General features: G+C 48.1%; 18 protein-coding genes. 5 read left to right on the top strand and 13 right to left on the bottom strand.

What is annotated here, in order from left to right; all coding sequences use genetic code 11:
• Positions 1-378 precede the first annotated feature (378 nt).
• From IG609_RS05385 to IG609_RS05375, 3 genes are all read left to right on the top strand, one after another.
• On the top strand, positions 379-1,734 hold the full coding sequence (locus IG609_RS05385) for a TolC family outer membrane protein (RefSeq protein WP_193397690.1): 1,356 nt from the start codon (positions 379-381) through the stop codon (positions 1,732-1,734).
• Positions 1,735-1,812: 78 nt separating this feature from the next.
• Entirely contained in the window at positions 1,813-4,044 is a 2,232-nt protein-coding gene (locus IG609_RS05380) for a type I secretion system permease/ATPase (protein ID WP_193397691.1), read from the top strand.
• Positions 4,031-5,392: an HlyD family type I secretion periplasmic adaptor subunit gene (locus IG609_RS05375; RefSeq protein WP_193397692.1), complete on the top strand. Its 1,362-nt coding sequence runs from the start codon at positions 4,031-4,033 to the stop codon at positions 5,390-5,392. Before IG609_RS05380 ends, IG609_RS05375 begins: the two co-directional genes overlap by 14 nt.
• A gap of 41 nt (positions 5,393-5,433) precedes the next feature.
• Here the strand turns inward: IG609_RS05375 and IG609_RS05370 are convergent, their stop codons facing one another.
• Positions 5,434-6,948: a sensor domain-containing protein gene (locus tag IG609_RS05370; protein ID WP_116163070.1), complete on the bottom strand. Its 1,515-nt coding sequence runs from the start codon at positions 6,946-6,948 to the stop codon at positions 5,434-5,436.
• A gap of 787 nt (positions 6,949-7,735) precedes the next feature.
• Positions 7,736-8,527, bottom strand: coding sequence for a cyclic-guanylate-specific phosphodiesterase (gene pdeH, locus IG609_RS05365; protein WP_193397737.1), 792 nt, complete (start codon positions 8,525-8,527; stop codon positions 7,736-7,738).
• A gap of 470 nt (positions 8,528-8,997) precedes the next feature.
• On the opposite strand from pdeH, the gene IG609_RS05360 reads away from it, so the two are divergent.
• Complete coding sequence (locus tag IG609_RS05360; RefSeq protein ID WP_102118553.1) at positions 8,998-9,258, top strand: YfhL family 4Fe-4S dicluster ferredoxin; 261 nt, start codon at positions 8,998-9,000, stop codon at positions 9,256-9,258.
• Between the two features lie 18 nt (positions 9,259-9,276).
• Here the strand turns inward: IG609_RS05360 and acpS are convergent, their stop codons facing one another.
• The 7 genes from acpS to lepA all read right to left on the bottom strand — a co-directional run bounded on the left by acpS (position 9,277) and on the right by lepA (position 15,889).
• On the bottom strand, positions 9,277-9,657 hold the full coding sequence (gene acpS / locus IG609_RS05355; protein ID WP_193397693.1) for a holo-ACP synthase: 381 nt from the start codon (positions 9,655-9,657) through the stop codon (positions 9,277-9,279).
• Positions 9,657-10,388, bottom strand: coding sequence for a pyridoxine 5'-phosphate synthase (gene pdxJ, locus IG609_RS05350; RefSeq protein WP_193397694.1), 732 nt, complete (start codon positions 10,386-10,388; stop codon positions 9,657-9,659). The genes acpS and pdxJ overlap by 1 nt, the downstream gene beginning before the upstream one ends.
• Before the next feature lie 80 nt (positions 10,389-10,468).
• Positions 10,469-11,206 carry a DNA repair protein RecO gene (gene recO / locus IG609_RS05345; RefSeq protein ID WP_193397695.1) on the bottom strand — a complete coding sequence of 246 codons (738 nt, stop codon included), beginning with the start codon at positions 11,204-11,206 and terminating at the stop codon, positions 10,469-10,471.
• Between the two features lie 11 nt (positions 11,207-11,217).
• Complete coding sequence (gene era / locus IG609_RS05340; RefSeq protein WP_012822898.1) at positions 11,218-12,123, bottom strand: GTPase Era; 906 nt, start codon at positions 12,121-12,123, stop codon at positions 11,218-11,220.
• The gene (rnc, locus tag IG609_RS05335; protein ID WP_010302498.1) at positions 12,120-12,800 is read right to left on the bottom strand and encodes a ribonuclease III; all 681 of its coding nucleotides are present in this window, start codon (positions 12,798-12,800) and stop codon (positions 12,120-12,122) included. The genes era and rnc overlap by 4 nt, the downstream gene beginning before the upstream one ends.
• Positions 12,801-13,107: 307 nt before the next feature.
• The gene (gene lepB / locus IG609_RS05330; protein WP_193397696.1) at positions 13,108-14,073 is read right to left on the bottom strand and encodes a signal peptidase I; all 966 of its coding nucleotides are present in this window, start codon (positions 14,071-14,073) and stop codon (positions 13,108-13,110) included.
• A gap of 16 nt (positions 14,074-14,089) precedes the next feature.
• A complete protein-coding gene (gene lepA / locus IG609_RS05325; protein WP_039476015.1) occupies positions 14,090-15,889 on the bottom strand; it encodes a translation elongation factor 4 in 1,800 nt (599 codons plus the stop codon).
• Here lepA and IG609_RS05320 point away from each other — a divergent pair.
• Positions 15,881-16,093 (top strand): hypothetical protein, encoded by a 213-nt coding sequence (locus IG609_RS05320; RefSeq protein ID WP_193397697.1) that lies wholly within the window; start codon positions 15,881-15,883, stop codon positions 16,091-16,093. The genes lepA and IG609_RS05320 overlap by 9 nt on opposite strands.
• Positions 16,094-16,185: 92 nt before the next feature.
• Here the strand turns inward: IG609_RS05320 and rseC are convergent, their stop codons facing one another.
• From rseC to rpoE, 4 genes are read right to left on the bottom strand one after another with little or no spacing between them, the layout of a single operon-like run.
• Positions 16,186-16,638 (bottom strand): SoxR-reducing system protein RseC, encoded by a 453-nt coding sequence (gene rseC, locus IG609_RS05315; RefSeq protein ID WP_193397698.1) that lies wholly within the window; start codon positions 16,636-16,638, stop codon positions 16,186-16,188.
• Positions 16,635-17,597, bottom strand: coding sequence for a sigma-E factor regulatory protein RseB (gene rseB, locus IG609_RS05310; RefSeq protein WP_193397699.1), 963 nt, complete (start codon positions 17,595-17,597; stop codon positions 16,635-16,637). Before rseB ends, rseC begins: the two co-directional genes overlap by 4 nt.
• Entirely contained in the window at positions 17,597-18,244 is a 648-nt protein-coding gene (rseA, locus tag IG609_RS05305) for an anti-sigma-E factor RseA (protein WP_193397700.1), read from the bottom strand. The genes rseB and rseA overlap by 1 nt, the downstream gene beginning before the upstream one ends.
• A gap of 59 nt (positions 18,245-18,303) precedes the next feature.
• The gene (gene rpoE / locus IG609_RS05300; RefSeq protein WP_102118560.1) at positions 18,304-18,879 is read right to left on the bottom strand and encodes an RNA polymerase sigma factor RpoE; all 576 of its coding nucleotides are present in this window, start codon (positions 18,877-18,879) and stop codon (positions 18,304-18,306) included.
• Positions 18,880-18,907 lie beyond the last annotated feature (28 nt).

Here is an 18,907-nt window from a genome sequence, read left to right as displayed (position 1 = left end):
TTCTCCTTGATATCTATAATTATTTTTATAATATGGCGATATTGCGGCTATAGATTTTTGCTATCATCCTGATAAGGTTGATTTGCTGTGTGTCGTCCCGACATTTTATGAAAAAATCGTTACGATAGTGTTGTCGTGATGCGTCAAATGCTTGACTCAATGCACGATATAATAAAAAATTCAGAATATTCTTTCCAGAAATTTACTCATTTAGAGTAGGCCTTATTTTTCTCGCATTAAGGCCTTTTCAGAAGCAGCACTTAAAACATTGATGTAAAAGGAATAAAATAAAATCAACTCGTTAAGCGTTTATATACCACTCAAACACTTTAATAGGAATAATCACAAATAAAGTTTTTTTGTGAAGGAAAACTGCTGATGATGCGTAGATATTATTTTGCTTTATTACCTTTTATTACCGTTTTTTCCACAGCGACGACACATGCCGAGACGATTCAGGAAGCAATAAAAAGCACGCTTTATACACATCCTGAAGTAAGCGCTGCCATTAATAGCCGTTTTTCTGCCGAACATGATTTGCGTGCGGCAAAAGGCGGATATCTCCCCTCCATCACGCTAAGTGCTGGCGTTGGCCGCGAAGAGACTGATAGCCCCTCGACACGCGCCAGCACCAATAAGCGCGTTGAGCTCAGCCGCCAGGAATCGAGTATCAATCTAAGCCAGACTGTGTTTGATGGCTTCGCCACCTCCAGCGAAGTGGGCAGACAACGCGCTACGGTCAACTCACGCGCCTATAAAGTATTAAATACCAGTGAGGCGACGGCGTTAGATACCGTTCAGGTCTATCTCAGTGTGCTGCAACGTCAGGAATTTGTCCGTCTGGCGGAAGCCAACCTTGCAAGCCATGAGCGCATTTACGATCAAATCAGGCTGCGTAGCGAACAAGGCGTTGGGCGATTGGCCGATTTGGATCAGGCCGAAGCACGTCTTGCACAGGCTCGTAACAACGTGCTGACAGAAAAAACCAATCTTGATGATGCCAAAATCAACTACATGAGCATTGTGGGTAAGGTGCCAGAGAATTTGGTGATGCCCGATGCGTCTGCGATAAAACTCCCCGCCTCGCTGGAAGAAACACTGCGCATCATGCTGGCTAACAACCCAGCGCTGAAATCCGCGGAGTCAGATATTGAAGCCACTCAGCAGCAATATGAGACTTCAAAATCAACGTTTTACCCACGCCTCAACGTTGAGCTCTCTCGCACGATGGATAACAACGTTGGCGGAACACGTGGTCAAAATAATGAGTGGCAGGCGATGCTGCGCATGCGCTACAACCTGTATGAAGGCGGTAGCAGTAAAGCCAACATGGAATCAAAAGCCTATCAGGTAAAAGAAGCACAGGATGTTCGAAATAATGCCCTACGCCTGCTGAGCGAAGAACTCAAGTTAGCCTGGTCAGCGTTAAATAACTCGCGTCAGCAACTGCCGATTGCCGCCGAATATGCCGACCGCAGTATGAAAGTACGAACCGCCTATCAGAAGCAATTTGGTCTGGGAGAAAGGACATTATTGGACCTTCTGGACAGTGAAAACGAGCTGTTCACCGCACAGCGCCGTCTGGTCGAGGTTCGCTTCACCTCCCTCTATACTGAATATCGGATCGCATCCCGTATGGGAGAGCTATTAAACCGTTTGGCGATCCCAGCGCCTGATGCGGGTACCAGCCTGACCAACGTCACCACCCAAGCAGAGTTGCCGAGCCTTAATTAATATATTTCATTGGTCAGACGGCGATAAATTATGCTTTATATGCGGGGAATTGCGTTGCGTAAGGGAACGTTTAGTTAAATGAAGTTGCATTCAGTACAAGAGACAAATGGTTCTGATAAATCAGCTACCGGGGAGTCTATCGTCCAAGAGCCGGTGGGTCATGAACCCATCATTCATGAAAATAGTGACCCTCGCAGCCGTCATGACGATCCCTTATTGGATAGCTTGCTGATCCTCTGCACCTTGCAGGGGAAATCCGTCAGTCGTACCACACTCACCGCGGGGCTCCCCTTAGCCAACCAACGGTTATCAGTAAAATTGCTCCCAAGAGCCGCTGCACGCGCGGGGCTGCAAGGGCGTGTTCTCAAACGTTCTCTGAATAAAATTTCCGACATGTCGCTCCCAGCGATGCTGCTGTTACGGGAAGGACGCGCGGCGATTCTGTTGGGCTGGAACGCTAACGGCAGCGCACGTCTGATGCCCAGTGAAACAGAAGGCGGAGAAATTTCCGTTGAGCACAATACGCTGCAACAGAATTACCTCGGTTTAGTGATGTTTGCCCAGCCTCGTCATCAGTTCGATTTGCAAAATCCGTCGCTGATCCCCCGAACCAAATCCTGGTTCAAAGATACGCTGAAGCTTTCACGCTCGCTCTATCTCGATGCGGTCCTCGCCAGTTTGCTAGTGAACATTATCGCGCTTGCCACGCCGCTGTTCGTGATGAATGTCTATGACCGAGTTGTGCCCAATCAGGCAACGGCGACACTGTGGGTGCTGGCTATCGGCGTGACCGGCGCATTTATTTTCGATTTGATACTCAAAACGCTGCGTGGCATTTGCCTCGATATGGCGGGCAAAAAAACCGACCTGATTATTTCTGCCACGTTATTTGAACGAATCACGGGCATGTCGATGAAGGCCAGACCGCCACGAATCGGTAGCTTTGCACAAAATATTCACGAATTTCAATCACTAAGAGATTTTCTTTCCTCACTGACGCTGACGACGTTGATCGATTTTCCTTTTACGCTGCTTCTGCTGCTGGTTATCGGCATCATCGGCGGCCCGCTGGTCTGGGTTTCCATACTCGCCTACCCTATTGCCTTGCTGGCGAGCTGGGCAATGCAAAAACCGCTATCCGCCACCATTGAAAAAACGATGCACCTTGCCAGTGAACGGCAGGCTACGCTGATCGAAACCTTGAGCTGCCTAGACGCGATCAAGGTCAATAATGCGGAAAGTGAACGGCAGCACCAGTGGGAACAGACTATTGGCAGCCTGAGCAAGCTGGAAATGCGGGCCAAGGCATTGTCTTCACTGGCGGTAAACCTGACGCAGTGGTTCCAGCAATTTGCTGGCGTTGCCATGATTGTCGTCGGCGTCTATATGCTGATTAACGGCAAACTCAGTATGGGTGGATTGATTGCCTGTTACATGCTGAACGGCAGAGCGCTCATGCCGTTGGGCCAATTGTCTGGCTTGGTCAGCCGTTACCAGCAGGCGCGTTTGACGATGCAAACCACCGAGCAGATGATGCAATTACCGCAGGAGCGTAGCGATAACGAACGCCCGCTGAAACGCGAGAGCATCCGGGGCGGTATCGAATTTCGCGATGTGACGTTCAATTACCCAGAACAAAAAACCAGTTCGCTGCAAGGCATCAGCCTGACCATCGCGCCCGGTGAAAAAGTGGGCGTCATCGGCCGTAGCGGCTCGGGAAAAAGCTCGCTGCAAAAACTGATCGTAAACCTCTATCAGCCTAATACAGGTAATATTCTGATCGACGGCGTCGATGCTCGTCAGTTGGATGTCAGCGATTTACGCCACAATATCGGCTATGTTCCTCAGGATATTCAGCTATTTAGTGGATCACTGCGCAATAACCTGATTAGCGGCGCACGCTATGTCGAAGACGAAGCCATGCTGCGAGCCGCAGAAATTTCAGGGGTGAATGAGTTTGCTCGTCTGCACCCTGATGGCTATAACCTTCAGGTTGGTGAACGTGGTCAACAACTCTCTGGCGGGCAGCGTCAGGCTGTCGCGATAGCCAGAGCGCTGCTGCTCGATCCGCCGATTCTGGTGTTGGATGAACCCACCAGTTCGATGGATAACACCAGCGAAGATCGGTTAAAACAAGCTCTGGCCCCCGTGATTGCAGAGAAAACGCTCTTGCTGGTGACCCATCGGGTTTCCATGCTAGCGCTGGTCGATCGTTTAGTGATTGTCGACAGAGGTAAAATTATTGCCGATGGGCCGAAAGCAATCGTGATGGATGCGTTGAAGAAGGGGCAGATCAATGCGTCTCGGTAAATATATCAGACGAATCAAACAGTATTTTGTCGGCAGAGATGAAGAGAGCCTGCAAACGATGCCTGAAGTGAGCCGAGCAATGACCGAGGATTCGCCGCGATCGATTCGCTTCACGCTGTGGGCTATCGGTGCTTTTTTCCTGTTTTTCATCCTGTGGGCTGGGCTCGCAAATATTGATGAAGTCACCCGAGGTGATGGGAAAGCGATCCCATCTTCTCGGCTGCAAAAAATCCAAAATCTGGAAGGCGGCATTATCACGGAAGTGTTCATTCGTGAGGGACAAGTTGTCAATGCAGGCGATCCTTTGCTGCGCCTTGATGATACCCGCTTTGCCTCCAACGTCGGTGAAACCGAGGCCGATCGACTTGCGCTGCTGTCGCGAATTGAACGTCTGAACGCTGAAATCAACGGTCAAGAGCTCGTGCTTTCCGCAGAAATCACGACACAAGCGCCTAAAATCGCGGCAGGAGAAAAAGAGCTTTATAACAGCCGTCGCCAGCAACTGCATAATGAGATATCTGGTCTGGAAGAGCAGTTGATCCAGCGCCAGCAGGAATTGCGGGATTTCTCAGCCAAGGAAATTCAGTTCCGCAATAGCCTAAGCCTGCTCCAGCAAGAAATTAAAATGTCGGAACCGCTGATCGCGGAAGGCGCCATTTCTAAAGTAGAAGTTTTACGCCTGCGCCGTGCTGAGGTTGAAACTCGTGGCCAGCTTGATTCCATCAAGCTCTCCATTCCACGGGCGGAGTCTGCGATTAAAGAGGGCGAAAATAAAATAGAGGAAACGCGTAGTCGCTATAAAAGCGAGGCGTTATCTCAACTTAGTGAAGCACAAACCAGCCTGAACAAAATTGCAGCAACGGGTAAAGCTCTCGAAGATCGGGTAAACCGAACGCTGGTCGTCTCCCCTGTTCGCGGTATCGTACAGCAAGTTCTGGTGAATACCATCGGGGGAGTGATTCAACCGGGTAGCGATCTGGTAGAAATTGTTCCACTGGATGACAAGCTGTTGGTCGAAGCGAAAATTCGCCCTCAGGATATTGCCTTTTTACACCCAGGTCAGGATGCCATCATAAAATTGACCGCCTATGACTACACCATCTATGGAGGTTTAAAAGGTCAGTTGGAACAAATCAGCCCAGACACCGTCACTGATAAAGAAGGGAACAGCTTTTATATTATTCGCTTACGAACTGATAAGAATTATTTGGGTTCAGCCGATAAGCCGCTTCTTATCATTCCAGGCATGGTGGCTTCTGTTGATATAATCACCGGCAAGAAAACTATCCTCAGCTATTTGTTAAAGCCGATTATTCGGGCAAAAGCAGAAGCACTACGAGAAAGATAATAAAAAAGGCACTCGACAGAGCGCCTTTTTTATTTCATTTATCAATGATCGTTCATGCTGTGATAAATCTGAGTCTGACTGCGCCCCATGGCCTTAGCCTGGTACATGGCGGAATCAGCATTAATTGCCAGCGTCAAAGAATCGGTACCATGCTCTGGATACAGCGCAATACCGATACTGCATGATATATCCAGCGTTTTCCCATCGATCTCAAAAGGCTTGTTCAGTGCGTTATGGATTTTATCTGCAACATAAAGGGTATTGTCAATTTCCTTAATACCCTGAAGCAGAATAATAAATTCATCGCCGCTACGGCGATATACCGTATCAGAATCGCGTACCGCACCACGCATACGCGCCGCCGCCTCTTTTAATAGCAAATCGCCAACAGCATGCCCAAAAGAGTCGTTTATCTGTTTAAATTTATCGAGATCCAGGAACATCAGCGCGATTTTTCTACCCGTTTGTTTCGATAACAGAATCGCCTGTTCCATTTGCTCGGCAAACGTCAGACCATTAGCCAATGACGTTAATGAATCATAGTGCGCCAGTTGCCGATAGTGTTCCTCGCTGCGCCGCAGCATATCAATGGCATGATATCGCTCTATAGCGATCGCAATCAGCTGCGCCGACTTCTCGATAGAGAAAATTTCCTCTTCAGTCGGGACATACACTTTACGATGATAAACGCTTAAAACCCCTAATATTTCTTTGTTCTGACCAATGATAGGTTCAGACCAACAGGAACGCAGCCCGGCATATAATGCGAGCCCTTTATATAAAGACCAATGTGGATGCACGGAAATATCGTCAGCAATCACACGTTTTCCGGTATAGGCTGCGGTCCCAAAAGAAGCCACGCCATCGGCAATTTTAACGTTGTGAATGGCATTTTTATAAAAGCCTGGCAGGCTCGGTGCAGATCCAAGCGTCAAACATTTCTTTTCTTTATCAACGAGCAGTACAGAACAAACGATACGACCTGGGTTTTTTTCTTCCACACTGAAAATGATCGCATCCAGAATATCCTTCAGCGGCGCGCCGCTTGATAACAAATCCAGCGCACGATTGTATGAATTATCATGATGTTCCTGCGATTTCCGCTCTGTAATATCTAACTTAATGCCGACGTATTGGGTCGTGTTACTCGCCTTATTATATATTTTAGCAATATTGGCCTTTTCCCAATACAACTGCCCATCTTTACGTCGGTTAACGAATTCACCGCTCCAAATATTACCTTTATTTATGGTAGCCCACAGATCTTCATAGACACTAGCGTTGGTCATGCCAGAGTTTAATATATTCGTTTTTTTGCCAATAACTTCATCGGGCATATAGCCAGACATGGTAATAAACTGACGATTGACGTAAATAATTTCACAATTTTCATCTGCAATCATAATTGAGGCAGGGCTATATTCCATCGCAAAAAAAGCCATGTTAAGGAAATCTTGCTTTTTCTGATCAGTTTTAAAATTTTGTTTGATTTTTCTATTTTTTACAGAAGAAAACAATAACAACAGTAAAAGTAGGGTTATTATAATTTCATACACAATGACACTCTCCTCAGGCCCGAGTGGTCCTGATCGTACAAATCACAACGCTGATGACGAAAAATCCCGGTAACAAGCCCCCACCCCATAGATTTTCAGGATGAGTGCATTTCCGGAGAGCAGAAAGGATGAAAGAAAAAACGCTCCATGAAGCAGGAGTGTTTAGAAACATAGCAACGTAAGCATAAAGCCCTCGCATATGACTGTGCGCAGATAAAAAACAACAAATTCAAAAGAGTATCTTAATTTAATAGTCGTAATTGTTCGGGTTATAAGCTTCTCTAATGGAATAAAAGAATAATCCTAAGGGTACATGGCGATATATTTTGAACATCAAATTTTTGTAAGCAAATCAATTATACCAATAAGTATCATTGTTTTAATCAACAAAATCTATCACAAAGTGATTTTTGATCGTTAACAGTAAACATTATATTTTTTTACCATTAAAAATCAAATAATTAAAAGAAAAAATAAAATCATTAACGCAAGTGTCTGATTATATATGTCATAATTTGATGCAAAATTCGCAGTGTTCCTCCCCGTTACTTTATCGAAATTAAACACCGTCATAACAAGTAAAACAAGAATTAAATAACAAAAATAAAACAAAATTCAGCATTATTACTTGGAAACAACAAGAGAAAGGAAACCTGTTAGATAGGATAAAATTTGTACAACAATGAAATGTTAGGAAATATAATGAGTTAACATGAAGAAGAAACATGGATGGGCATACAGCGGTACTCTAATGTAAAAAGTGATAGCCAAAACAACAGGTTATCACCTAAAGTTCAAGTTTCAACGTTTCAAAATACTCAAACGGCTGAGGGCGAGAGAGGTAGTATCCTTGGGCAGCATGAGCATGTGATGCCTGAACAATCGCCCACTCTTCCTTTGTTTCGATTCCTTCAATGACGACATAATTGCAAAAACGCGATAGCAAAGCGATCAGCACAGGGAAAACGGTTTTCCCTTCACCACTTTGTTGCAGAAGAATGAAGAGCTCACGTGCTACTTTGATGCAATCATACTGGGCCAGCATGAGTGATGAAAAATTCGCCATGCCGCAGCCGAAATCATCCAGCCACAGTGTTTGCGCTTCAGGGAGCTTGGTTAAGATTTCTTTTGGCAGCCCTCCCTGATTTTCGACTATTTCAAAACGAATCCAGGGCATTGCCGCGATCAAACGTTTGGCTTCCAGACTATTCTGCAACGCCAGTAGCGTCATACCATCAATATTGACAGAGGCAAAAAGCTCGTCGCGAGTAAATCGAAAACTCCACTGAGATAAAAGTTGCAGTTGTTCTACAATAATTAACAGGCGAGTTTCAACATCGATATTCGCGAAGTATTTTTCAGGAGAGATGAACTTTTGCGGCAGGGTAGGAGAAAAAACGGAAGTCAGTAACTCAATAGCCATTAATTTACCTGATGTTCGGTAAATGGGCTGAAAAGTATACCGCCGTTGGCATTGATGCCAGTAATCAGCGCCTAATGGCTCTGTGTCTCCCTGTTGGAAAAATCCTGCCCCAACCTGATTAAGATGACCTTCCTGCTGCACTATGAGTTCCGCCATTAAACTGACACTATTAGTCATAAAATTATATCATACGGACATGCACCATCATCGACTCTCCAGATGCAAACTTAATCAGCAATACCGATTAAATCACTGTCCATGATATTACAAAAATAAGTGGTTCAATATCACAACTAAATTTATTTAAATTGTAAATCAATAAATTAAAACCCAAGAAACACAGTCGCACTGGCTGATTTATACAGTTTAAAGGATAGGTATAAAACCAATTTAACGAACAGATGGTAATTTTACCCTGTAACCTCACTATTTATACTGTCAATAAATTGCATGCTGAAGGCCTTCGAAAACATGCAAAACCCGCAGTAAACGGTCTCGGAAGAGAGGCACATTGAAGACAGGAGAAACCGATTTGACAGTATATTCTCCACCAATGACAGTTACGCGTGTTTAAACAAGCATCAGCGGGTATAATCTGCGCCCTGTTTGTAAGGTAGAAGAACATCATGGCGTTACTCATCACCCATAAATGCATCAACTGTGACATGTGTGAGCCCGAGTGTCCTAATCAGGCTATTTCCATGGGCGTGGACATTTATGAAATTGACACCACCCTCTGTACCGAGTGTGTTGGCCACTACGACACCCCTACGTGTCAGAAAGTCTGTCCGATCGACAACACGATCATCAAAGATCCAAACCATGTTGAAGGCAATGAGCAACTGTGGGAAAAATACGTTCTCATCCACCATGCCGACAGGATTTAAACAACCGTTTACGGACGATCAGCTTTCGATAATCACCGTCGCACAGGCATAGCGTCTTTCATCCGCCAGCGTCACATGGACGTGTCTGACGCCCATCTGTTCAGCCAGCTCCGCTGCTTTAGCAAAAAACCGCAGACAGGGTTTACCCAGTTCGTCATTAAAAACCTCAAACTGGTTGAACGCGAGCCCGTTACGGATTCCGGTACCAAAGGCTTTTGCTGCCGCCTCTTTCACGGCAAAGCGCTTGGCGAGGAAACGAACAGGCTGCTGATGCCGCTGATAATGCGCCCATTCAGCATCCGTCAGAATGCGGCGAGCCAGTCGCTCGCCTGAACGTTCAATCACCGCGTCAATACGAGCAATTTCGACAATATCCGTTCCGAGCCCAAGAATTGCCATCAGCGGCGTGCTTCTCGCATCAGACTCTTCATTTCGGCAACAGCATCCTTCAGACCGGACATCACTGCACGCCCGATAATCGCATGCCCAATATTCAATTCATGCATTTCTGGCAAGGCAGCAATCGGCAGAACGTTATGGTACGTCAGACCGTGGCCGGCATTAACTTTAAGCCCCTTCGCCGCCGCATAAGACGCCGCATCACGAATGCGCTCGAACTCATGTTGGCGTGCTTCGTCATCTGGCGCATCGGCATACGCCCCAGTATGGATCTCGATATAGGGTGCACCGCTGGCCACGGCGGCATCGATTTGTCGCTTATCCGCATCAATGAAGAGTGAAACCAAGATGTTAACTTGACTAAGTCTGGCTACTGCGTTATCGATTTTATCCTGCTGCCCCGCGACATCCAGCCCGCCTTCGGTGGTCACTTCCTGACGTTTTTCCGGTACCAGACAGCAGAAATGCGGCTTCACCTCACAGGCGATGTTCAGCATTTCTTCCGTGACAGCCATTTCCAGATTCATGCGGGTTTGGAGCGTTTCTCTCAGGATCCGCACATCACGATCCGTGATATGGCGACGATCTTCACGCAAATGCACGGTGATACCATCCGCCCCCGCCTGCTCAGCGACAAAAGCCGCCTGAACGGGATCGGGATACGCCGTTCCACGCGCATTACGCAGCGTTGCAATGTGATCGATGTTAACGCCAAGCAGCAGTTCAGCCATGATAAATCCTCGGTAATGTCATGCACGATACGTGGCAGTTTACACCGATGTCACAGCGTCAGGGTACTGAGGTGACGGGATTATTTATCAGAAGATGTGGGTTTGGACAAATTAGCAGCAGGAATGAACTGGCGGAACAATTCACGACTTTTCAGCGGTTTTCCCCCCAGATACGGCTTTAACGCGATACGAGTGAAACGCTTTGCCGCCTTCAATGTGCCGACATCTGGAAATTCACGCGACGCTAGCGAGCGTAACTCATACCCAGTAAAGCTTTTATTATCGACCACTAGGCTGGCAATAAACCCCCTTTCCTCTCGATACTGATAAGTCATGGTATCGGCCACGGGTTCGCCGCTACCAGCACAATGCAGGAAATCAACGCCGTATCCCAGATAGCCCAATAACGCTAATTCAAAGCGTCTTAATGCTGGCTCGGGCGAGGCATCCTGTGCAGCAAGATGTTGTAAACAGTGGAGATAATCGAAGAAAAGAGCGGAGTAATTGGTTTCATGTTCCAGCACACGGGACAGCAGTTCATTAACGTATAAACCGCTATAGAGCATCGAGCCAGTCAGTGGTAGCGCGAGGGAGACAGGCTCGGCGCTGCGTAATGTTTTCACTTCTCCTCGGCCACCCCAGCGCACCAGCAGCGGAGTGAAAGGCTGTAAACAGCCCTTCAGGCTAGAGCGTCGGGCTCGCGCGCCTTTGGCAAGCACACGAACTCGACCATCACTTTCACTAAACAGATCCAGCAATAAGCTGGTTTCACTATAAGGTCGCCCATGCAAGACAAATGCGCGCTGCCAGCCTTCCATCGGCGTGAACCTTACAAGTCTTCGCTATAACCCAAGCTGCGCAGGGCACGTTCGTCATCTGCCCAACCGGATTTCACTTTAACCCACAGCTCAAGGTGCACTTTGGCCTCGAACATCTCTTCCATATCCTGACGAGATTCGATACCAATCGTTTTAATTTTGGCACCTTTGTTACCAATGACCATCTTCTTCTGGCCTTCACGCTCAACCAGAATCAGGCCGTTGATGTCATAACCGCCGCGCTCGTTCGTCACGAAACGCTCGATTTCAACCGTCACAGAATACGGCAATTCTTCACCTAGGAAGCGCATCAGCTTTTCACGGATAATTTCCGACGCCATAAAGCGCTGTGAGCGATCGGTGATGTAATCTTCCGGGAAGTGGTGCGTTGCCTGCGGTAAGTGTTTACGCACAATGCTGGCAATCGTATCGACATTCGTGCCCTTCTCAGCCGAGATTGGAACGACATCAAGAAAGTCCATTTGTTGGCTGAGGAACTGGATATGCGGCAGCAGCTTAGTTTTATCCGTGACGTTATCGACTTTATTGATCGCCAATAACACTGGGAGTTTCTGATCGCGCAGCTTATTCAATACCATATCATCGTCGTCGTTCCAGTGTGTCCCTTCAACAACGAAAATGATCAGCTCAACGTCACCAATTGAGCTGCTGGCAGCACGGTTCATCAGGCGGTTAATCGCCCGTTTTTCTTCAATATGCAATCCCGGCGTATCCACATAAATAGCCTGATAAGGCCCTTCCGTGTGAATCCCCATGATACGGTGCCGCGTCGTCTGGGGCTTACGTGACGTAATAGAAATCTTCTGCCCCAGTAATTGATTCAGTAACGTCGATTTACCGACGTTTGGTCGACCAACAATCGCGACAAAACCGCAGTGTGTCTGTACTTCGCTCATTCAAGCTCCAGTTTTTTCAACGCTTGTTCAGCCGCAGCCTGTTCGGCTTTACGACGGCTCGATCCTGTACCAATGACCGACTCACTAAAGCCGCTCACCTGACAGTGGATAGTAAATTCCTGATCGTGTGCCTCCCCACGAACCTGCACCACCAAATACGTTGGCAGAGGTAAGTGACGCCCTTGCAGAAATTCCTGCAACCGCGTTTTCGGATCTTTTTGCTTATCGCCGGGACTGATTTCATCCAGACGCGTCTGATACCAGTTCAGGATCAAACGTTCGATAGTCTGAATATCGCTGTCGAGGAAAATACCGCCAATCAGCGCTTCGACCGTATCAGCTAGGATCGATTCTCGACGGAAACCACCACTTTTTAATTCACCGGGACCGAGGCGTAAGCACTCTCCCAGTTCAAATTCGCGCGCGATTTCCGCCAGCGTATTTCCTCGCACCAGCGTCGCTCGCATCCGACTCATGTCCCCTTCATCAACCTTGGGAAAACGATGATACAGCGCATTAGCGATCACAAAACTCAGGATGGAATCACCCAGGAATTCGAGTCTTTCATTATGTTTGCTGCTAGCGCTACGGTGCGTCAACGCCTGTAACAAAAGATCGTACTGCTGAAAAGTATAGCCCAGCTTTCTTTGTAAACGATTTATCAGGATGGGATTCATGTGTTACCAATAGATCAACGATGCGTCAAAAACAGCAGCATACGGAACAGCCCTGCTTACTAATTCGGTCAAAACTGTTTCGTTTGCATTGGCTCCCCTAAGGGAGCCTGCCTTTCTGCCCGTCATACTTCGCGTTGCCTGTGTTAGCGTGGTTAAAACGCTAACGTGTTGTCCTGCAACTCGCACTACTTAGGGCATGTTCTTTCAAAAAGAGCGTTACTGAAAATATTCTACAACGGACAGCATCAGAATGCTGCCTGTATCTTATTTCGGTTAATGCTTACTTTTAATTAATGCTTATTTTTGGTTAATGAATGCCACCGATGCGACTCAAACGTACGCCGGTAGGCCATTCACCTTCCTGCTTCTCAAAACTCATCCAGATAGCGGTGGCTTTACCGACCAGATTTCTCTCTGGCACAAAACCCCAATAGCGACTATCCAGACTGTTGTCACGGTTATCACCCATCATGAAGTAGTGTCCGGCAGGGACAACCCATGTCGCAAGCTGCTGCTGCGATTGCTGGTAATAACCACCGAGTTGATCATGCTGACCCGGCACCAACAGAATATTGTGCGTCACATTGCCTAATGATTCTTTGCGCGCGCTCATGCGGGCCCCTTCCACGCTATTGTCATTGACAGGCACCTCATAAAAACCGCTGCGCGACTCTAGTCCAGGCTGATTGAAGGTCTGAACAAAATCGCTAGGCTGTACGTTACTGTATGTGACGGCCAGTGCGGTATCGCACGCCTGCTGCCCCTGACAGGATGGACGAATCGTCACCTGCTTGGTTATCGGGTTATAGCTCACGCGATCGCCCGGTACGCCAACCACGCGTTTGATGAAGTCCACTTTAGGATCGGACGGATATTTAAATACCACCACGTCGCCACGCTTCGGATGACCGGTTTCGATCAGCGTTTTTTGCGTGAAGGGTTCTTTAATGCCATAGGCAAATTTCTCCACCAGAATAAAATCACCGATCAACAGCGTCGGCATCATCGAACCCGATGGAATTTGAAACGGCTCATAAATGAAGGAGCGCACAACCAATACCAAAGCCACTACTGGGAAGACGGATGCGATTGTTTCAATCCAGCCGGGTTGCTCAACGGCTTTCGATGAAACGGCACCATCAGCCAGATCGGCGCCGCTCATCGCAGCAAATTTCTTCCGGCGAGCGGGTGCCCAGACGAAACGTTCTAAACACCAGACAATCCCCGTGACCAGCGTCACCAATGCCAAAATTACGGCAAACATATTGGCCATGCCAACTCCTCAGAATTTATTTACTGTCTTTGCCGACGTGCAGAATTGCCAGAAACGCTTCTTGCGGCAGTTCGACGTTACCGACCTGCTTCATACGCTTCTTACCGTCTTTCTGTTTCTGCAACAGTTTCTTCTTACGGCTGACGTCGCCACCATAACACTTGGCCAGTACGTTTTTACGCAATTGCTTAACCGTAGAGCGCGCAATAATGTGGTTACCAATGGCGGCCTGAATCGCGATATCAAACTGCTGACGCGGAATCAATTCTTTCATCTTTTCGACAAATTCACGGCCACGGTATTGTGAATTATCACGGTGAGTAATCAGGGCTAATGCATCGACACGCTCGTTGTTGATTAATACATCAACGCGCACCATGTCTGATGCCTGGAAACGCTTGAAGCCATAATCCAGCGAGGCATAACCACGAGACGTTGATTTCAGGCGATCGAAGAAATCGAGTACCACTTCGGCCATCGGGATCTCATACGTCAACGCAACCTGATTACCGTGGTACACCATATTCGTCTGCACGCCACGCTTCTCAATACAAAGCGTAATCACGTTACCCAAATATTCCTGAGGCATCAGCATGTGACACTCGGCAATCGGTTCGCGCAGTTCCTGAATATTGTTCAGCGGTGGCAGTTTAGACGGGCTATCAACATAAATGGTTTCTTTAGCCGTCGTTTCTACTTCATACACTACCGTCGGTGCCGTAGTGATCAGTTCCAGATCGTACTCACGCTCCAGACGTTCCTGAATGATCTCCATGTGGAGCAGACCCAGGAAGCCACAGCGGAAACCAAAGCCCAGCGCGGTAGAGCTTTCTGGCTCATAGAACAGAGAGGCATCATTGAGGCTCAACTTGCCTAACGCATCACGGAAGGCTTCATAGTCGTCAGAGCTAATCGGGAACAGGCCAGCGTAGACCTGCGGTTTGACTTTCTTGAAGCCCGGCAACGCTTTTTCAGCCGGTTGACGCGCCAGAGTCAGTGTATCCCCTACTGGGGCACCCAAAATATCTTTGATGGCGCACACCAACCAGCCTACTTCGCCGCAGTTCAATACATCACGGTCGATTTGCTTCGGCGTAAAAATACCGAGACGGTCGGCGTTATAAACCTGACCCGTGCTCATCACCTTAATTTTGTCGCCTTTGCGCATCGTACCGTTTTTGATACGTACCAGCGACACAACGCCAAGGTAGTTATCAAACCAGGAGTCGATAATCAGCGCCTGCAGCGGTTCATCAGGGCTGCCTTCCGGCGGAGGAATATCACGCACCAGACGATCCAGAACATCCGGCACGCCAATCCCCGTTTTTGCAGAGCAGCGCACAGCGTCGGTGGCATCAATGCCGACGATGTCTTCAATTTCCTGAGCAACGCGATCTGGATCGGCAGCAGGTAGGTCGATCTTATTCAGAACCGGCACCACTTCCAGATTCATATCCAGCGCGGTATAGCAGTTAGCCAACGTTTGCGCTTCAACACCCTGCCCCGCGTCAACGACAAGCAGCGCGCCTTCGCAGGCGGCGAGCGAGCGGGAAACTTCATAAGAGAAGTCAACGTGTCCAGGCGTATCAATGAAGTTTAACTGGTAGGTTTGGCCGTCCTGCGCTTTATAATCCAGCGTGACGCTTTGCGCTTTAATCGTTATTCCGCGTTCACGTTCCAGATCCATGGAATCCAGAACCTGCGCCGCCATTTCACGCTCGGTTAAACCGCCGCAAATCTGGATAATACGGTCAGATAACGTTGATTTACCGTGGTCGATATGGGCAATAATGGAGAAATTTCGTATATGCTTCATTATAAAAATTTTTCTACCTTGATATTCCTGAAATTCTTGCCGATGGGCATGCGCATAGGTGAAAACAGCAGCGATATTATTCCACCTGAATCGCAGCATTCTACATGCGAGAAGCCTGAAAACCTAGTCATGTCCAGTGCATTCCCCTTGATTATGACGGTTTTATTTGGAATAGCAGAACAACAAGAGGAAAGCAGGAAGTAAAGTGTCATTACGTGGCAAATATCGTGTCGAAAGATAACAAGCGAGTAAGCAATATTTCCGCGCCGCGCGCCGTTTACGCTGGGGTGAACAGGTCAATTTTGTAAGAGCGTGCCCGGCAGTGCGATTTGCAGGATAACGGGTTCATAACGTTTATTTTTACCTAGCTGCTTTGCCCAGCGCTTCACGCCGATAAACGCCACGCTACCGCCTAACAGCGCGCCAATAACCGCGGCCAGATCGGTGCCGAACAGCGTTTGGCATATCGCTGCCCCGAACAGCAACCCAAACAGCGGGACAACATAAACCAGAGCGGCGGAAAACAATAACCGTCCTTCAGAAATACCCAGCTCCACTTTTTGTCCAATTTCCAAAGGCCGATCGCAAGGAACGTACAGCGTGTTTTCGGCAGAGAGCCCAAGCTGACTTAATAAACCGGTTCCACACGACGAGCGGGATTTGCAGGTGCCACAGCCCGCACTTGGCTCACACCGCAGCTCCGCAATTCCATCCTGCCATGACACCACTGTCGCCCACTCTTTAATCACGGCTCCGCCTTCATACTAATGCTGTCAGCCACGCGCTTAGTCGTAGAGGGCGGTATATCACCGACAACGGTAATCTCGCGGTTGTCTTTCATGACGGTGTGAATGGAGCGCCGCCCCGTGAGTACAGACTGTTCCTCACTCACCTCAGAAGACGGGCTAATATTAACCGAAAAACTGAATAAACCATCGCTATACAGACGTGTTTCAATAGGAATGGACGAACCTGGCAATACTTTTTTGTTGTGCGACTGTTCTTTCATGCCGGCAGGCAACCATTCAGGCACCCAGGTAAAATCACCTTTTTCCGCAGCAGGCGCGGGTAGCGCAGGAGGAAGTTTGATACCTTCCAGCGGACGCATCACGCTCACCAGATCATCGTCAACAATCAATGATGTCGTTAAGAATTGCTCCAACCGTTTGTCGCCATTGCGATCCTGTAAATCAATGCGCAGTGGAAGTTTGGATTCCGCATCAATCCACACCGTATAGCTGTAGCGTGTGCCATCGCGTGAGATGACCCGAATGCCTGATGCCAGACGATCGGCAATGCGTACCCGTCCATCAGCAGGAACAAAATCATAATAGGGCGATAGTTTCTGAAAATCAGCGAAGACCAAAGAAGGGAGAGAATCAACGATATGATCGCTAGTGAGCGTAAACGGCTCAAAACCAGGATCGAAATAGCTGACTTCATTGCCACGCTGCACAATCTCGCGTCGCGGACCATCCATAAACAGCAACTGCGCTAAGGCACGGTTGTTGACCACAGCATGACGATACCGTACCGACTCGAAACCTTGCAGGGTAATGTTAATAAAGGAAATTTCGTAATTCAGAGAACGAGTAGCGCCATTCATCTGTTGCAGCAACGCGCCCGGCTCAACATTCTGAGCCGAGGCGAAAGTAGAATAAAACAGACTGCCAATCAGAAAACAGGCGGCGGACCAAACACGCTTCATTACCGGGGCTGTGTTCCTAATGATTGAGTACCGGGAACCTGAATTGCCGCTTGCTGATCCTCCTGCGGCAGAGCGTGCTCGGCATGCAGCCGACGCTGTAATTCGTAGTCCTGCAAAATGGCGTTAAGGCGATTGCGTTGCATATCGGATCTTTGCTGACCGCTGTTAGGGGCCACATTTTCTGACGGCACACCCAAACTCACTGGAGAGGCGGTACCCATAGCAGGTAAGGTACTGAACACGCCGGATTCCACAACCTGTTCAGAAGCATTACCCTGCTGGTAATTTTGTACGCCGACAATCACTGCTAAAGATACGCAGGCTGCGACACCGACTTGCGTCAATTGGCTGCCCCACGGGCGGATTTTGTGCCAGAAAGGCATCTTCGTCCACTCGACAGGCTGTGGCTGAGATTCAGGCTGCGCTTGTGGAACCAGACGAACAGGTTCTTTTTCGATTGCAGCAGCAACACGAGAAGCGATGTCCAGGTGAATCACGTTTTCACTCACGTCACCACGTATCACATCACGAATCAGATGATAACTTTGCCAACTTTGCTGCAACGCATCATCCCGTGACAGTGCGCCTAACAGTTCGGAATCTACTGCTTCGCCATCCATTAAAGCGGAAAGTTTCTCTTTCTGCATACCGACACCTTTACCTTGTCAAATCCATCATTAGTCATGCGGATAGCTGAAAACGCTCGCTAGCGCTGAATAAGCGGTTGTACTTTATTATCAATCGCTTCCCGCGCCCGGAAAATACGAGAACGAACAGTGCCGACGGGACAATCCATAATCACGGCGATCTCTTCGTAGCTTAAACCGTCCAACTCACGCAGAGTAATCGCTAAACGTAAATCTTCCGGTAAAGACTCGATAGTTCGGAAAACGATGCTTCGTAATTCTTCTGACAACATTAAATTCTCAGGGTTCGATATTTCTTTCAGTGCGCCCGCATTTTCATAGTTTTCCGCGTCATTAGCATCAATGTCGCTGGAAGGCGGACGGCGTCCCTGAGCAACCAAATAATTTTTGGCCGTATTCACTGCGATACGATACAGCCACGTATAGAACGCACTATCGCCGCGGAATGACTCTAGCGCGCGATAGGCTTTAATAAACGATTCCTGCACCACGTCTGGCACGTCCCCTTGGGAAACATACCGCGATACCAGGCTCGCTACCTTATGCTGATAACGAACGACCAACAAGTTAAACGATTTTTGATCGCCTTTTTGGACTCGCTCGACCAGAACCTGATCTGCCAGTTGCTCGCTCATCCGAGGTAATCTCTACTCAAACCGTTCT

Origin of the sequence: Pectobacterium quasiaquaticum (assembly GCF_014946775.2) — a bacterium.
GTDB classification, from domain to species: domain Bacteria; phylum Pseudomonadota; class Gammaproteobacteria; order Enterobacterales; family Enterobacteriaceae; genus Pectobacterium; species Pectobacterium aquaticum.
The sequence above is the reverse complement of the archived record's forward strand: the minus strand, read 5'-3'. Positions and strand labels throughout refer to the sequence as shown.

Excerpts from the sequence above, each read along its gene's own strand:
- lepB (WP_193397696.1), bottom strand. The coding sequence starts at position 14,073 with ATGGCCAATATGTTTGCCGTAATTTTGGCATTGGTGACGCTGGTCACG.
- IG609_RS05360 (WP_102118553.1), top strand. The coding sequence starts at position 8,998 with ATGGCGTTACTCATCACCCATAAATGCATCAACTGTGACATGTGTGAG.
- pdeH (WP_193397737.1), bottom strand. The coding sequence starts at position 8,527 with ATGGCGGAACTCATAGTGCAGCAGGAAGGTCATCTTAATCAGGTTGGG.
- rseA (WP_193397700.1), bottom strand. The coding sequence starts at position 18,244 with ATGCAGAAAGAGAAACTTTCCGCTTTAATGGATGGCGAAGCAGTAGAT.
- IG609_RS05375 (WP_193397692.1), top strand. The coding sequence starts at position 4,031 with ATGCGTCTCGGTAAATATATCAGACGAATCAAACAGTATTTTGTCGGC.
- IG609_RS05385 (WP_193397690.1), top strand. The coding sequence starts at position 379 with ATGATGCGTAGATATTATTTTGCTTTATTACCTTTTATTACCGTTTTT.
- rpoE (WP_102118560.1), bottom strand. The coding sequence starts at position 18,879 with ATGAGCGAGCAACTGGCAGATCAGGTTCTGGTCGAGCGAGTCCAAAAA.
- era (WP_012822898.1), bottom strand. The coding sequence starts at position 12,123 with ATGAGCGAAGTACAGACACACTGCGGTTTTGTCGCGATTGTTGGTCGA.
- pdxJ (WP_193397694.1), bottom strand. The coding sequence starts at position 10,388 with ATGGCTGAACTGCTGCTTGGCGTTAACATCGATCACATTGCAACGCTG.
- IG609_RS05380 (WP_193397691.1), top strand. The coding sequence starts at position 1,813 with ATGAAGTTGCATTCAGTACAAGAGACAAATGGTTCTGATAAATCAGCT.
- rseB (WP_193397699.1), bottom strand. The coding sequence starts at position 17,597 with ATGAAGCGTGTTTGGTCCGCCGCCTGTTTTCTGATTGGCAGTCTGTTT.
- acpS (WP_193397693.1), bottom strand. The coding sequence starts at position 9,657 with ATGGCAATTCTTGGGCTCGGAACGGATATTGTCGAAATTGCTCGTATT.
- recO (WP_193397695.1), bottom strand. The coding sequence starts at position 11,206 with ATGGAAGGCTGGCAGCGCGCATTTGTCTTGCATGGGCGACCTTATAGT.
- IG609_RS05320 (WP_193397697.1), top strand. The coding sequence starts at position 15,881 with ATGCTTCATTATAAAAATTTTTCTACCTTGATATTCCTGAAATTCTTG.
- lepA (WP_039476015.1), bottom strand. The coding sequence starts at position 15,889 with ATGAAGCATATACGAAATTTCTCCATTATTGCCCATATCGACCACGGT.
- rnc (WP_010302498.1), bottom strand. The coding sequence starts at position 12,800 with ATGAATCCCATCCTGATAAATCGTTTACAAAGAAAGCTGGGCTATACT.